13 protein-coding genes, 1 tRNA gene and 1 pseudogene are annotated in these 13504 nt (G+C 45.5%); 7 read left to right on the forward strand and 8 right to left on the reverse strand.

Annotated features, from left to right (window positions below; all coding sequences use genetic code 11):
* The first annotated feature begins 4 nt into the window (after positions 1-4).
* The 3 genes from proA (at position 5) to C3F38_RS06670 (ending at position 3540) form a co-directional block, all read left to right on the forward strand.
* Positions 5-1258: a glutamate-5-semialdehyde dehydrogenase gene (gene proA / locus C3F38_RS06660; protein ID WP_038871298.1), complete on the forward strand. Its 1254-nt coding sequence runs from the start codon at positions 5-7 to the stop codon at positions 1256-1258.
* A 187-nt stretch (positions 1259-1445) separates the two neighbouring features.
* Positions 1446-1521, forward strand: a tRNA-Thr gene (locus tag C3F38_RS06665).
* A gap of 87 nt (positions 1522-1608) precedes the next feature.
* Positions 1609-3540 carry a site-specific integrase gene (locus C3F38_RS06670; protein WP_055316680.1) on the forward strand — a complete coding sequence of 644 codons (1932 nt, stop codon included), beginning with the start codon at positions 1609-1611 and terminating at the stop codon, positions 3538-3540.
* A gap of 94 nt (positions 3541-3634) precedes the next feature.
* Here the strand turns inward: C3F38_RS06670 and C3F38_RS06675 are convergent, their stop codons facing one another.
* Both C3F38_RS06675 and C3F38_RS06680 read right to left on the reverse strand, forming a co-directional pair.
* Positions 3635-5476, reverse strand: a complete 1842-nt coding sequence (locus C3F38_RS06675) for a TIGR04141 family sporadically distributed protein (protein ID WP_071934078.1) — start codon at positions 5474-5476, stop codon at positions 3635-3637.
* 269 nt (positions 5477-5745) lie between these two features.
* Positions 5746-6030, reverse strand: coding sequence for an NIPSNAP family protein (locus C3F38_RS06680; RefSeq protein WP_071934079.1), 285 nt, complete (start codon positions 6028-6030; stop codon positions 5746-5748).
* Between the two features lie 89 nt (positions 6031-6119).
* On the opposite strand from C3F38_RS06680, the gene C3F38_RS26135 reads away from it, so the two are divergent.
* Positions 6120-6650 (forward strand): hypothetical protein, encoded by a 531-nt coding sequence (locus tag C3F38_RS26135; protein ID WP_057523775.1) that lies wholly within the window; start codon positions 6120-6122, stop codon positions 6648-6650.
* A 257-nt stretch (positions 6651-6907) separates the two neighbouring features.
* On the opposite strand, the gene C3F38_RS06685 is transcribed toward C3F38_RS26135, so the two are convergent.
* Complete coding sequence (locus tag C3F38_RS06685) at positions 6908-7459, reverse strand: DUF4468 domain-containing protein (protein ID WP_050437741.1); 552 nt, start codon at positions 7457-7459, stop codon at positions 6908-6910.
* A gap of 102 nt (positions 7460-7561) precedes the next feature.
* Positions 7562-8137: a hypothetical protein gene (locus C3F38_RS06690; RefSeq protein WP_055316676.1), complete on the reverse strand. Its 576-nt coding sequence runs from the start codon at positions 8135-8137 to the stop codon at positions 7562-7564.
* 868 nt (positions 8138-9005) lie between these two features.
* Here C3F38_RS06690 and C3F38_RS06700 point away from each other — a divergent pair.
* Together C3F38_RS06700 and C3F38_RS06705 are read left to right on the forward strand one after the other, a co-directional pair.
* Positions 9006-9494, forward strand: coding sequence for a hypothetical protein (locus C3F38_RS06700; RefSeq protein WP_055317741.1), 489 nt, complete (start codon positions 9006-9008; stop codon positions 9492-9494).
* Between the two features lie 144 nt (positions 9495-9638).
* On the forward strand, positions 9639-10199 hold the full coding sequence (locus C3F38_RS06705; RefSeq protein ID WP_055317742.1) for a recombinase family protein: 561 nt from the start codon (positions 9639-9641) through the stop codon (positions 10197-10199).
* A 265-nt stretch (positions 10200-10464) separates the two neighbouring features.
* On the opposite strand, the pseudogene C3F38_RS06710 reads toward C3F38_RS06705, so the two are convergent.
* Positions 10465-10953, reverse strand: a pseudogene (locus C3F38_RS06710) (hypothetical protein); the annotation flags it as partial.
* A gap of 122 nt (positions 10954-11075) precedes the next feature.
* On the opposite strand from C3F38_RS06710, the gene C3F38_RS06715 reads away from it, so the two are divergent.
* Positions 11076-11534, forward strand: a complete 459-nt coding sequence (locus C3F38_RS06715; protein ID WP_139108067.1) for a helix-turn-helix domain-containing protein — start codon at positions 11076-11078, stop codon at positions 11532-11534.
* Positions 11535-11717: 183 nt separating this feature from the next.
* On the opposite strand, the gene C3F38_RS26510 is transcribed toward C3F38_RS06715, so the two are convergent.
* From C3F38_RS26510 to C3F38_RS06730, 3 genes are all read right to left on the reverse strand, one after another.
* On the reverse strand, positions 11718-11951 hold the full coding sequence (locus C3F38_RS26510) for a MarR family transcriptional regulator (RefSeq protein WP_071934121.1): 234 nt from the start codon (positions 11949-11951) through the stop codon (positions 11718-11720).
* Positions 11952-12016: 65 nt separating this feature from the next.
* Positions 12017-12316 (reverse strand): colicin immunity domain-containing protein, encoded by a 300-nt coding sequence (locus C3F38_RS06725; protein ID WP_071934120.1) that lies wholly within the window; start codon positions 12314-12316, stop codon positions 12017-12019.
* Positions 12306-13295, reverse strand: a complete 990-nt coding sequence (locus C3F38_RS06730) for a colicin D domain-containing protein (protein WP_080479060.1) — start codon at positions 13293-13295, stop codon at positions 12306-12308. Before C3F38_RS06730 ends, C3F38_RS06725 begins: the two co-directional genes overlap by 11 nt.
* Positions 13296-13504: the final 209 nt, after the last annotated feature.

Consider the following 13504-nt stretch of genomic DNA (forward strand, 5'->3'; position numbering starts at 1 on the left):
GAGCATGCTGGATCAGATGGGGAAGGCCGCCAAGCAGGCCTCCTGGCAGCTGGCGGTGCTGAGCACGGCGAAGAAGAATCAGGTGCTGTCGGTGATGGCCGACAGGCTGGAAGCCAACAGCGAAGCGATCCTGCTGGCGAACGAACAAGACATGGCGCAGGCGCGCGCCACCGGCATGAGCGAAGCGCTGCTCGATCGCCTGCTGCTGACCCCGGCGCGGCTGGCGGCGATCGCCAACGACGTGCGTCAGGTGTGCCGCCTGAACGATCCGGTCGGCCACGTGCTGGACGGCAACCTGCTGGACAGCGGGCTGAAGCTGGAGCGCCGCCGGGTGCCGCTCGGCGTGATTGGCGTGATTTACGAGGCGCGGCCGAACGTCACCATCGACGTCGCCAGCCTGTGCCTGAAAACCGGCAACGCGGTGATCCTGCGCGGTGGTAAAGAGACGCACAACACCAACCAGGCGACGGTGAAAGTGATCCAGCAGGCGCTGGAACAGTGCGGCCTGCCGGCGGCGGCGGTGCAGGCGATCGACAGCCCGGATCGCGCGCTGGTGAACGAACTGCTGCGCCTGGATCGCTATGTCGACATGCTGATCCCGCGCGGCGGCGCCGGCCTGCACAAGCTGTGCCGCGAGCAATCGACTATCCCGGTGATCACCGGCGGCATCGGCGTGTGCCACACCTACGTGGATGCCGACGTCGATTTCGACAAGGCGCTGACGGTCATTGAGAACGCCAAGATTCAGCGCCCGAGCGCCTGTAACTCGCTGGAGACGCTGCTGGTGAACCGCAGCATCGCCGCCGAGTTCCTGCCGGCGCTGAGCGCCAAAATGGCGGCGGCGGGCGTGACGCTGCACGCGGCGGAAAACGCGCTGCCGCTGCTGCAGGGCGGCCCGGCGACGGTGGTGCCGGTGAACGCGGAAGATTACGACGATGAATGGCTGTCGCTGGATCTGAACGTGTTGCTGGTGGACGATATCAATCAGGCCATCGACCACATCCGCACCCACGGCACCAACCACTCCGACGCGATCCTCACCCGCTCGCTGAGCAGCGCCGAGCACTTCGTGCGCGCGGTGGACTCCTCGGCGGTGTACGTCAACGCCAGCACCCGCTTCACCGACGGCGGCCAGTTCGGCCTGGGCGCGGAAGTGGCGGTAAGCACCCAGAAACTGCACGCCCGCGGCCCGATGGGCCTGGACGCGCTGACCACCTACAAGTGGATCGGCTACGGCGACGATCTGGTGCGCAGCTAAGGCCGGATTGCGGTAGTAAAGACCTCAGGGTGCAGCGTGCTGCGCCCTGATTGTTTTGGAAGGGACAACGCGCGGTAGTGTGGCTGCTTGCAAAACAACCAAACGCCCCGGCGGCTATTGACTCATTTCGTGCACGGGTCTACCTTGTTCAACGCACTTCCGGCTTGCCCTGCAGGCCCGGCTCGATGCCGATATAGCTCAGTTGGTAGAGCAGCGCATTCGTAATGCGAAGGTCGTAGGTTCGACTCCTATTATCGGCACCAGTCACTCTTATATTATTGATTTAGTTAAAATTAAATTCATTCAGAGTGAAATCGCGTAGCCTCTACTACATAGAGGTCATACAGCCGATGGCTCAACGTGATAATCTGTATCGCCGTAGCAGCGGTATTTATGTTGTCCGTATTGCAGTTCCCGCCCGATACCGTCTCTACACGGGACAGCGTGAGATTCACGCTTCAACAGAAACAAACGACATCAGAAAAGCGCGAGCGATTGCCGCACTCCTATTGGCTGTCTGGCAGCGATGTTTGGGTGAGTATCAAAAATTGGATAGAGAAAAGTTGGTGAGCAGTGCGCCTGCTTTGGCGGGCGAAGGAATGATCAGCCTTGCTGAATTTTGCGGTTTAACGAGTGCTTCCCTGCAACAAGTTGCTCAGTGCTTGCTTGATACGAATATCCCGCTGTTTTGGCTTGCTGATGGGCGTCCTGCTTACTATGTGGAAGACCTTTCACTCGTTGATAAAGACGATCCTGAGGTTTCTGGATTTATCATCGATAGTGCCATTAACATCGGTATCAGAGGTTCTCTGATCGGTTATGTTCAGCCCTTGGTTTCATCACGTATATTACGTCAGATGATCGCTGGCGAGCCGCTGGATGCAGAAACCGCATTTAAATCCTCAGAGGCTTCATCCAAAGCCGCTTGGTTCGTTGACTTTCCCGGTGTCGAAATCTCGCCTAATTCATTGATGATTCATCGTGTTCAAGCCGAGCGCTTACGATTATTTTGGCTGTCACATAGCACCGCAGTTTCTCCAGTCATGCCAGAGAAACCAAAAGCAATTCCCCCTGTATTATTGCCCTCATCAATACCGGATAATGAATATGTAAATCGTAAATACTACTCAGTGAAAATGAGCGAGTTATGTGAAAAATATATTCGCTACAAGCGCGGGGGGAAATTTACGGAAAAGGCAGAGAATCGAGTCCGGGAAGGTTTTGGCTTACTCCTTGAAGTCATGGGTGATTCAACGCTTGAAAAGGTTGACCGTGACTTTCTCCGTAAGTATGAGAGCTTACTAAGGTCGATACCTGCAAGACGCGATCTGGCGAAAATAAGATATAAAATCAATGATGCTCATGAATTGATTGGCAAGGCAAAAGAGAATGGCGACCCTCTAATGAGCGATAATGCCGTTCGTAAATATATGCGAATTCTCTTCGAGGCTTTCCAGTGGGCTGATGGAGAAGGCATTTTTATTAAGTCTCCTGCGAATAAATTCTTTGCACCTGTTGAAAATGAAAAGATGGATCAGGATTTCAAATCTGATTTCACTGATGAGGATTTAAACGCTATTTTTGGTATGCCTTGGTATAAGCGTGGGACTGTCGATAAAAACAGTCAGGGGCAATTCCATCATTATCGTGCATTTCATTACTGGCTACCGCTAATTGGCTTTTTTACCGGTGCGAGGATAAATGAGTTATGTCAACTTTATCTAGATGATATTAAGCAGGATGCTACCGGGTTTTATTTCTTTGAAATCAGCAACGAACGGGTCGATCAGTCACTGAAAACGATTAATTCACGAAGAAAAATACCGTTGCATCCGACATTGCTCAAACTTGGATTAATCCGCTATTGTGAAGCATTGAAGAAAGCAGGTCATGAGCGTTTATTTCCAGAGCTTCCTTACCACTCTGTAAAAGGATACGGCGATAAGGCTTCTGACTGGTTTAACCGTTCGTTGCTCAAAGAACGGTTAGGCTTTGAAAAAGACAGCAAAAAATCTTTTCATTCATTCCGCCACACGTTTTCTACCAGGCTCAAACAAGCTGGAATCGACAGCGAGACGCGTGCGCAGTTTGTTGGACATATCCGCGGTTCTGGCGAGACAGAGAATCGGTATAGCAAAGATCATCCACCAGCAGCCCTTTATGCTGTGCTTGAGAGCGTTACGTTAGGGCTACCGGAAGTTGCTCCATTTGTTTGCGAAGATGGTGTAGATGCGGTAGCTGATGCTCTTAGAATCAAACAAATTAATCAACAACGTAGATAAAGGTAACATTTAGTTATTCATTTTAAAATACACCATAGCTCCGTCGAATTTATGGGGCTATGGTGTGTGTTTCTTTTTAGATAAATAGAGTTATCTAAATCCGTTCACTTTCCCAAGCGTGACTGGTGCTAAGATCCCCATTTTCGCTTGCTTTGACATAAATCATATATTTTGAACCGATAGCGCTATTGGTTATTTCTTGAGAGCATCTCATTACTTTTTTCCCTTGTGGGAAAATTTGGTTTTTATCTACAACAACCTCATTCTTACCATTTGCATCAAGAGATACGACTACTGTAATACGAGGATATTTACTATAGCTTTCTTTAGGAGGACTTATATCTTGTATAAAACTTACCACACCTTCCGTGCGGCAAAGAGAAAGTGCTCTTAAACTTCTCATTAAGCTTATTTTTGAAAAAAGTGGAAGGTTATCAGATTTAGACATTGCAGGTTTTTTTGTAATTATGCCGAACTCAACTTTATAGTCATTTCCATCGATTACTCGCTTGAAACTATCTAAATCACGATGTTGTATTTTTTCTTCAATGAGATTTTTTAATTTATCTCTACTGTGTCCTTCAAGAATTAACAACTCCATAGAGTTGACACCCTGATTAAAAAGATGACTAAGCTGAGATGAGCGTGAGGATATTTTTATATGGTGGAAAATGCACGTATTTCCATTATAACTAACTATGTCACAAGGCTCTATTTGCGTATATCCATCAGGGCTTATGTCTGTTTGATCAAGACAGATGTGTGTAAGTGAGTTACGGGCAACATCTTCATTGTAGTTTTCTTCACTATAACTTCTTTTGTTTGCTGCTATGTTATCGTGATTGTATGGTGGAAGTGAGGTGTTCTCGCATCTTTGATCGATATAATCTTTCAAAATTGCTAAATAATCTTGATCAACTTTATACCATTCTCCTTCGCAAAGATGATAAACAACTCCCTCATCGTCAAAGGGAATGTCATAAATAAAGCTTCTGTAAATATTATATGCTTTAGTTGTAATCCCTTCTTCATTACAGAGGTTTAATGAAAAGCTTTTTATTTTTTCAATATCAAATGTATTTAAATCAATGTCTCCTAGATAGTCATAAAATTCATCAAGACTAATATCAGTATATATTGGGGAGATTCCTTTTCTTCCTTTGAATACACAATATATATTGTCACTATAATCAACAATGTCCGGAATTGATAAGGATAATTCATCACTTTTATTTATAAATGCCTCTAAAAGTGAAGTGTCTAACTTTTCTATTTTCAGAGGGTCTTTTTCCGGGGCTATTTTTTGTATGTTAGGGAAAGACTCTAAATATTCATTGCTTGCATATAAATCCAGTAGCTGTTCACATAAAACTATAAGCTCATCCGGTTCTAATTTTAGACCTACTTTTAAATTTGTAGAGCCAGTGGCATTTTTAAATAGTTCTATATACTGTGGCTTAACTTTTCCTGTTAAGCTTTTTAAAATCTCGCTATTACTGTCAAAATCCAAATAGGTTAAGTCAGACATGACAGGAACTTGCATTCTTTTTCTTCTTGATGCACCAGGATCCACTATGTCAGCACTTTTTAACTCTTTAGGTTCAAGGCTATTTAATGTTACTTTAAGACCAAAGTCATACTCATAGGAAACATCGCGTAGATTGTGATAAATGTGCCCAAAAGTTAGTGCGAAACATCGATCTCTTACTGGAAGAAAAATTAACGCTCCCTTACTTTCTTGTTCTAAATTCCCGCCAATTGAGAAGTAATTCACCCACCAAGGAGTTGTTTTAAATCTGTCAGAAATAAATAAACTTGCACCCTGTGGGAGGTTTTGAGCCTGAAAGTCATCGAGAAGTTGATGATCTGGCTTGAGGGAGTTATGTGCGTTGTAGCCTGCTTTAAGCAAAAAAATAGAAAAAGACCTTGTTTTCATATCATTTCAGCCCTTTGAGAGGTAAGCAGTTATGAAGTTACTTGTATTTTAGAAAAGTTTACATTTTTACTCATACTAATCGTGATATAGGTCAAACATACCGCCTACTGGTGACTATGCTTACCCACTGAGTCATAGAGGCGGTCACTAACTGAAGTATTGTTTCAAGAGCACTAGGATGCTCTCTGCGCGGTTTTTCTTTAAAAGTAGTGTATTTCATAGTGCCAAATTTGGAGACACTCAAAACGCGTCTGGTGAAGCTATGTAACCTATGATTGCAACCGCAGACCTTCCACGCTTTCTGATGGTAGATTCATCACTGTTTTAATGCTGGTTTCGATGCTGCGAATAATGTCTTCGCGTGGGCCGCTGCGCCAGTCATCACTTGCATAAAAAGCATTGAGCACCGCAGCCATTTTTTCAGCGCTGTCAAAGGTGCGAATGAGGTAGTAGCAATCCGGGTCATGAAGCGAGTTGCCAAACGAAACAACATCGATACCATGGCGGCGGTATAAAGTGTCTGCTGAACTGACCGATAAACTAGTTACACGGATTGTTACGACCTGACATGTAACCTTTCATGCATGGTGCTCGGGTCAATAAAACACATCTTACAGGGTTCGCTTGATCAGGATTTTTTGCCATGAATAAAAAGGTTATTTTTTTGTTGCTGTCCATTATCTCCTCTCCAGGTTTCGCCGTTAGCATACCTGACCCGGTTCCTTCAGATGCTTGCCATTTTCTTTCAGGAATGCCATTCATTAAAACTCCGTCAACCTATAAACCATATGCTGAAGGCAGCGAAGACTATACGTGCGGAACACCCTATTTTGAGATAGAAACGCCGAATAGTGGCGACACTATGAACAATAACATCGCTTACTACGTATCAGGTAAACAGGACAAAACAAAGAAATTGATGCTCATGCTTAATATGAATAATCAAGATCCAAATGCCGTCAAAATTGCCCGAGGTTATTTTATAAACGGTTCATTTGAAATAATGAAAAAGATGTTTCCTCATTCTCCCGGAAAAGTTGCCGACATTGTTGGTTTACTCAGTGATGGGAAAGAAGGTGAATGGAGCGCCGATGGGTGGAAAGTCTCTTCAGTAAAAAAAGTCTGGCCTACTGGTAGAGGTTATGAACTTCGTTTCATCGTGACATCTGGCTGATTGTATAGGTGATGACATGCGCATTTAACCCGCCAGGAAGCTCTCTGGCGAGTTTTTTCAAGAAGGTAGTGGAAATCATGGCGCGGAATTTGCGGCGCTCTCATAGAGTTGCTCGCGTAGCCAAGTGAAACAGGTTGCTTTCGAATGGAATAAAAATGCCATGTGATAACCTGTCATAACTATCATTATGCGGCCACACCTAATCCCAGATATAAAAGCTCAAAAACTAATCCGGCAAGTTTTTGAGCTGATGGCTGTTACCAGTCTTTTGCTGCAGAGCTACTTTCAGTCACGATCTCGCGTTTGTATTGTTCCACAATATCATTCAACGCTTTTTTGGCTTTTGCTTGTCCACCAACAGTCATATTTGGCGAATCTATGGCAGGGAACGCAATCCCGCTGGTTACATGGGCCGGACGATAAATGTGGATATCATCAAAGGTGATGCGAGCTTTATCATCCTTTGTGTCGATTTTCATAGTGAATTTATATCGAACATCTTCATTAGCCAAGCAATCATTAAAACCGTCACATGGGTATTTAACATTCCCCTTGCCAACAATCGAACCTTCTTCTTTATCGGCATATTGGATTACGCTGTTAGAATCAGTGAAGGCCTTTGCAACCCAAATTTTGGAACTACTGTAAAGTGCATCCTTTTTAACCCCGGGAACGTTAACAACACTGACTATACTACCCAGCGGTTGTTTAGCTGCTTCCATATCTGGTGAGGTCACACAACCCGTCAACACAGTAATACTGGATACAACCAAACTGGCTAAAACAGTTTTCATCATTACTTTTTTCATTCGATTTGTCCTTATCGCATTTTTATTAAGTGCAGTTTGTAAATATGGTGTGGAATGAAGTTGGTTTCTCAAAACCGCAGGACAGGTCTCGCTTTTCTATTATCAGCCGTAGTGGATATAGGCAAAAACAGCGACAGCAACGAGCGCGCCAAAACGTAATAACCCTTTATGATGCTTGGTTAACCATTTCCGCTCGTAACGCAACGGCGTGTAGAAAGGTGTTACCCATTTAAGAAACTCTGCATTGAGGTTGTCCAAAGACTCTTTGGGCCCTTTAAGATTGCTGCCGACAATGTATTGGCGTCTTATCAAATCGATACGGCAGTTACCGATGTGTCCCCTTTCAGTTATAAGCTCCGATTCATCAACGAAATCAAAGGACTCTACGAGAACTTGGTGTGCTGCCTGCAAATCTTTATGGGTGACAAAAGCATCACAGGTGATCAGGTCGCCTTGAGAGGTGATGAATGTCAGGAGATCAATCCCGTGAGTTGCTTGTAAATTATCGATTAGTTGTTGTCTGATGGCTCTATCAAATGGTCGGATGTATCCCCATTTCGGATCGATATCTCGACCATACTCCTCATAGCTGAAAAACTCGCCTTCTAGGGAAATCCCACCCCAATCAAAGCGCACATAACAATCCGGTTGGGCTTGGCAATAATTGGATACGGGCATAAGCTTCCTTGAGAAAGGAGATCAGAAAAATCCTAAGTGGTTAATTGAACTATGCGGGAGAGAATTTTTCAACAATGTTTATCTGCAAGTATAAGGATGATTTTGCCACCACCGAAGTTTTTGGACGCAATGCCTGAGAGGGGCGCTTGCCGATCTAGGAGATCGACTTTCCCGCGCCCAACTTATTCGGCTGCATTTACAACGCGAGCACTTTGCACGTTAACAGCGTTCGGTTCGGATTTGTTTGTCTCGAAGGTGAGATAAAAAACGGTAGGTTTACTTCGGAAGTGAAAGGTTTAAACCATAGAAAATCACAAACTTTTAAAGATGTTAAAACACTACTTGTTTTTATGTGTTTAACCCTTTCCTCGGGGGGGAAGCCGGACATATCAACCCTAAGGCCATCTGAGAAGATAGCCTGTAGGTTTGCTCGGTTCCCCTTGCCAGATGAAGATCAAGTCTTCCTCGTGGTGTGACGACCTTTCTTGAAAGATGCATTATGCGCAAAAGTAGCTACTCAAGAATCCGCCGATAGCTACTTTCACCCTCTGCTTGGCTGCATCAAACGCTTTCGCGCCCTACCTACCACAATCAACGTTTTGCAGAGTTCCCGTCCTAACGTTACCCGCAGATACGCGGTAAAGCTCCACCAACCCGGACCGGTTTACCGTATGTGGTTAGTGTCACCCCCACAATAGCACATGCTGAATTTCGAGAAAAGTTATAGATATCAGTCAAGTGCGTTCATATTTTGAAAGCACTTGAGGTAAGTTTCTATTTGTTATCACTTTTCTCGTTTTAGATCCTTTGGGTAGGGTATGATTGAAAGATCAAAAATATTTCCTTTGCGCTTAGGGAGCTTAACCTCATGGATTCACTAACTTTTATCAGCGCCATAAGTTGGCCTGTTGTTTTTTTTGTTGTCGTTCTAATGTTCAGAAAGTTGATTGTTCAAAGGCTTAAGTCTTTCGAGGGGTTCGGGCTTAAAGTTAATATGGTGGAGGAGCAAAAAGATCTGATCGAAAATCCAAGAAAAGTCGCAACGGATCACCGAGCGCTTTTGCGCCAAGTCGCCTCTTCTCATTTTAACGCTGAAGGTGATATAGGATACGCTTTATATTCTAATGGTATTTTAATTCAAAAGCTTAAAATGACGCTGTCAGATGTAAACCGCTTTCGTGATACGCCAGTTAATTTCCCAATTGCTTTTCCTATTATGGCCCTGAACGTGCAATTTATCGGTGGATCGACCCCTGATGTGATTGAAATGAACAGAGGTAGTATGACTTTGCGCTTTACGAATCACAAACCCAGTGAAGATAATGAGTTAATTAACATCATCGTAGTAGGTATGTAGGTTTACACGCGCCAACAAACGACCATTTTCTGGCACCTCTTCGCAGGTATCTTCCGGGATGTTGAAAAATTAGCCTTGGCAATTGTTGGCAGGCGTCCTATTGTTGACACCGTTTTCTGGCAGGGGCCGGATGAGGAGATGATTGTGGCGATTTTTGGCTACGGGCGTGTTTCGACATCGCAGCAGGATACTGAGAACCAGCGTCTGGAACTTGAGCAAGCTGGATGGACTTTCGACTTTTGGTTTACTGATGTTGTTAGCGGGAAGGTTCCTGTGGTGCAACGCAAAGCGTTTTCTGAAATGCTCAGCAAAATCCGCGATGGTGAAACATTGGTAGTTGCAAAACTAGACCGTCTGGGACGTGATGCGATTGACGTTCTGCAAACGGTCAGAAAGTTGGCTGATCGAAACATCAAGGTTATTGTCCACCAGCTTGGCACGACTGATCTCACCTCCGCTGCGGGTAAGCTTCTGCTGTCAATGCTGGCAGCGGTTGCAGAGATGGAACGCGACCTGCTGATTGAGCGGACCCAGGCGGGTTTGTTGCGGGCAAAAGCCGAAGGTAAGAAGCTGGGAAGACCGCCGATAATCGCCCCAGAAGACCGTAGAGCGATTATCGAGAAAAAGAATAATGGAAACAGTGTCAGTGCGTTAGCGCGCGAATACGGCGTTTCCAGAGCAACTATTACCGCAATCTTTGATTAATCTTGAATTTTCACATACCTGATTGGCAGGTTTGATAAACCAATGCTTCGACTTCTTGTGGTTTTTTTGCGGCCATGTCTTTGTAAACCATGCCAGCAAGGGCGTGGGCAAAAACAATATTACTCTCAGTGATGCCGGGTTTGCCTCTGAGATCTTCAATTTGTTGTTGGTAGACAGAAATTGGGTTGTGTTCGTCTCGCCCAATGGCAATATTTTTTGCCATCGTTGACCATGCAGTGCATACAGTATCGTTAGCATCTCTCTTCAACGAGCTTTCCAGCGCCTTATCACCTGTAATGGCATGCTGCGCCCATGCTGAATTGTTGGCGATAAACTTTTTGGAGCCAGTCGCAATACCGTATTCGATGCGAATGCCATTATCGTGATAGCTACCGTCAGCATCTTTAGTCGCTAGCTTTAGAGATATGCGGCAACCAGGGAGCGTTTTGTGTTCTTGCACCGAGATAATAACGGTGTCCGTATCGCAATCAGCAAAGCTGTATTCGGGGTTAACGTAGGTGTTAGTTTTGATGAGCAGCCCGGTAAGTCCGTTTTTATAGCCTTTTGCCGGCAGCGTTTTGAAGGCGCTGCGATCACCCTTTTTGATCGCTTCCCGGAAGTGATCCATACCGATGCGCGTCGCCAGTTGATCGATGCTTTCTGCTGCATAAGATGCAGATGACGCAGCGATTAACATAATGGTCAGCACAGACTTGGCTGAAAAACCGGGCTTACTAAGCCGTGTTTTTGACATATTGTTATCCCTCAGAATCCACCCCAGCGGTGTCAGTTATCGCATCATAGACCATTGATTCAAAATGTCACTATTGGAGCGTGGCTCTTTAGTGGACATCTGCGCAAATTCAGGTCATGAAAATGACCCTGAGAAAACTGTTTGGACAACGAGTAAAAGAGTTGCGCATTGCCACCGGAATGAGCCAAGAAGCGTTTGCTGATCGGTGTGGGTTCGCACGTAGCTATATGAGCCGCATTGAACGCGGCGGTTCTAATGCGTCTCTGGATGCGATTGAGGTGCTGGCTAACGCTCTCAGTGTCGAGCCGTGGCAGTTATTAGCGTCTGGCTCATCTGAAGATAACGACCCGGAACTGTTGGTTCCATACGCGGCCGATGGTTCCTGTTTTCACCCCGGTTTGGCGAGCACCCGCGATGGTTCGTTTGGAGTAGGTGATAAAGCGGCTCAGAAGCGTTTTGGCACCTTTTCCGAAGCGCTTGAGTATCTCCGTAGTATGGCGACGGCAAAATGGCGTAGGCCCAATGCCAGTGGCAACTGGGGCATTGTTTCGGCAGTGCGGTGGGACAAACTCGAGAAGTAGCGCAGGTATAAGTTTATAAATTCTGGCTGCTGTGTGAATGAACAGTATGTATAGACGATTGACCATCCCCAGTTGAACATTCTTCTTATTTCTAAAAGGGCGAAAAACATCGAAATACAGGTGCGTTACATAGGCGTTACGGTGGCGTTTTACCTTAGCCATGGAGCCGCGTGTTGCAAAAAATCATGAGAAATTGTAATGCCTTGTAACCTCGTTGATTTGTCCCAACAACTGATGACCTTGCTCTGATACGCGATAACGTGGTCTCGATGAGTTTTCGTTATAAACAGTATCGACCATCCCCTCGTTCATCAAGTTGGTTACTATGTTCGCAACATTGCTAAACCCGGGAATACCCCGTATAGCAAGGGTGCGATCTAGCCTCATCCAAGTCCAGTAGATGTCTTTTTCTGCCATGACTTTCAAGACATTGAGTTCTGTAGTGGTTAATGAGTATGTCTCTGTTATCATGATGAATTATGTCAAGCGAGTATGGCGTTTTCCCAAGTGGCTTTAAGGCGTGATACCTCACTTAGTAATTCATCCTCGTTTAAATCATCTTCGTCGATTAACTCAGGATCTGAACAGTAAGAATCGACTAATGAGAAAACTGAGTCAAAAAACTTCTGGGTGGCTATATCGGCTTTTTTTGTATCAGTTGAATCCCTGTAAGTTCGCCATGCGGCGGAGTATTCTTGTTCAAAATCCGGTGCAGCAATGTTACCGCACGTAAATGCGTCAATAAGATCCAAAATCGCCGATTCATTTTGATTAAAAGACATTGCCGTTACCTATTAGGTCGGTTGATTGAGTATCTGACAGCTTCCATCCGGAAATGAAGTTGCCATCTGTTTTTGTCATAACATTTAGTTTGGTTTCTGGATTGTAGTAGTGATAGACATCCTGATTCCATCGATATTTACCTGTAATTCTATTGGTTAACGGATCGTCTATATGACTTTTTAACGCCTGTTCAAATGATTTTAATCCTTCTGCGTTTGGATTGCCGGAAACGTTGAAATCAACAGCATGTTTGAACTTTTTCTGTAGCTGTCGTGACTCGAAACTAACCAACGTTGAAGGCGATGGTTTAGGCGTTTTAGACAGATTGGATAGTGTTTCTATTTCATTTACTGGGGTTAATCTTCCGATGCCAAGTGCCGCTGCAACTGACGCACCGGTGATGAGTAACCCTTTGTTATCCATTACCTGATTGTAACCTGACGGAGCATCCCCGCCGAGCTGCTCTGCGGTCTTTCTGAACCCCTCAACATTTCCGTTGTAAACACCGCCTGCGGCCAGAAGCCGACCCGCTGCTTTGCTGTTGATGGTTTTTGCCGCCTGAGCATGTTGAACGGGCGCTGATGGGCGAACGTAGTATACCGGGCGTTTTAGTTGATGTGAGATGAGGTAGCTAAGACGAGAGTGGAGGAGCAGGGGCAGATCACTGCGGAGGTTACCAGAGGATGTTTGCACCCCCGTGATGATATGACCGATTGTGCCCTTTCTCAGTAAAACGACCTTCCCGGCTCGAATGTCATTCAGCACGTCCCGGTATGCCATCCAGGGCTGCTGATAATGGAACTGACGATATCGACTGACAAAAAGACCATAGTTGCCAGGTAAATCCCACTCCCGAATGATTCTATTTGGCTGGGCAGTCTCCTCAAGGTAACGCGCTGCCATATCCGGGTGGATGATGTGGGGAAAGTCATCAAGGTATATATCGTCCAGTGACTTTGCCTGATAGTGATGAAGCATAATGTCCCTATTAGCGCCACCATCGCGCATAGCTTAAAAGCGACCGATGTTGAGTGAGGTTTAAGATTACCCCTTCGTTTGTGAAGAGGGAAGTGTCTGGCGCTAATGCAAAGAGCATTTTGGGGTAGCGAACAAACTGTTTGTAGCACCTACTACAAATGCGTCCTACAATCGAACCTCACAAACTCATGTGGTTACGCGAGTTTCGG

Origin of the sequence: Serratia sp. SSNIH1 (assembly GCF_002935055.1) — a bacterium.
Lineage (GTDB): Bacteria > Pseudomonadota > Gammaproteobacteria > Enterobacterales > Enterobacteriaceae > Serratia > Serratia nevei.